Source organism: Herbaspirillum sp. B65, from assembly GCF_000333555.1.
Classification (GTDB): Bacteria; Pseudomonadota; Gammaproteobacteria; order Burkholderiales; family Burkholderiaceae_D; genus Herbaspirillum; species Herbaspirillum rubrisubalbicans.
On sequence record NZ_BADI01000708.1, the window covers coordinates 1 to 1,637 of the forward strand.

1 protein-coding gene and 1 pseudogene are annotated in these 1,637 nt (G+C 64.0%); both read right to left on the reverse strand.

The features are described 5' to 3' along the window. Window positions 1-1,015: AsmA family protein (locus I5W_RS16735; RefSeq protein WP_044530071.1), on the reverse strand; the 1,015-nt coding region annotated here is incomplete at its 3' end. A gap of 189 nt (window positions 1,016-1,204) precedes the next feature. After that, window positions 1,205-1,637, reverse strand: a pseudogene (locus tag I5W_RS16740) (methyl-accepting chemotaxis protein); the annotation flags it as partial.

Genomic DNA, 1,637 nt, shown 5'->3' on the forward strand with positions numbered 1-1,637 from the left:
TCTTGGGTGGTCCACGGTAATAGGTGGCATCGCCGGCAAAATCGCTATCGCCGACCTTGCCACGGAAGTGTTCGTAGCGCCAGTTCCAGGCCCGGGTCTCGGTATCGACACGGGTGATGGTCAGTTGACCGTTGGTACTGAAAGGCTGGGTCGAAGGCAGCGGTATCCCTGTTGCCGCATACAGGCGATCCAGGCTGTCACCGCTCAAGCGGATGCGCAGGTCGGCGCGCTGCAAATGGTGAGGCTCGATGAGATTGCCGTGGATGATGGTCTGCACCGCCCCTACCTCACCCTCGGCTTGCAGCGGATAGACGCTGCCTTGGTTCAACAGATCCGGCAAGGCGCCGCCACGGAGCTGGCCCTGCACCGGCGCCTGTCCATAGCGACCGCTCACGGCCGCCTGCAGCACCAGGGCGCCATCGTCGCGCTGATCACGCTGATCACGCAGCGCGGCAGCACGATTGATATCTGATGTCAGTGGTCTGACATCAAAGCGCAAGTCCAGGTCCAGCGGCTGGTCCACATAGCGGATCAGGGCATGGTCGAAGACGATCTGATGGATGTCGAAACTCCAGCGGGAACGTGGCTGGTCGGAAAAGCGCCAGTTCTTGTGGTGCTCGTCGAGGCGCTCCATGACTAGGTCCAGGCCATCGATGCGCAGGTCGGTGACATGCCAGTGCCAGCGTAGCAGTGGCAGCGGGGAAAAGTGCAGATCCAGGCGCTGGGCGCGCAGCAGGTGATCGGCACTGTGGGCCCAGGCGGGGTTGCCGATCTGCAAGTCCTGGGCCGTCAAATGCAATTGCGGCAGCCAGGACACGCCACCCTGCGGGCTACTGGGGGCCAGCGACCACGACAGGCTGATCGGACCATCGACCCTGATCTCGCGTGACAACACCACGGAAAACTGCCGGCTCAACCAGGGCTTGAGGAGGTTCCAGTCCAACAGGGCGACCAGCAGGATGGGGACCGCCAGCAAGGCGGCCAGCGCGGCGACGCTCCAGGTGAAGATCCGCACTATCGTCCTTGGCCTCGGCGCTGTGTGCCAAGCAAGCCGCATGAGCCCTCCCTTGCCTTGTTGTCGTCAATGCTGCCGCTGTGAACGCGTGAAACGCAACAGTATCAGCTTGCCGTCAACCGATGGCTATAGGAGGGATGGCCGCCTGCTTGTCAGAGGAGCGGCAGGCCCCAGAGGGGGGCGTGCCGATCAGAAGGTTTCCCAGGCATCGTCATCGATGCGGGCCGGGCCCTTCAGGGCGGGGGCGGCAGGAGCAGACACGGCCGGGCGCGCTGGCGCTGTCACGGTCCTGGCCTTGGGCATGGTGGTCGCCGGCTTGCGGATAGGCTGTGGCTGTGGCTGGGGCTGGAGCGGGGCCTGGGCCATGACCGGTGCGGAGGTTTTTGTCATCTCCGTGTCGGCCAGCTTGAAGATACTGATCGCCTTGGCCAGATCGGCAGCCTGCTCTTGCATGGCGTTGGCAGCTGCGGCAGCCTGCTCGACCAGTGCGGCGTTCTGCTGGGTGCCTTCATCCATCTGGGTGACGGCGCGGTTGATTTCCTCGATGCCGCTGCTCTGCTCGGCGCTGGGCGCCGAAATCTCGGCGACAATGTCGGTCACGTTGCGCACACTGTTGACCACC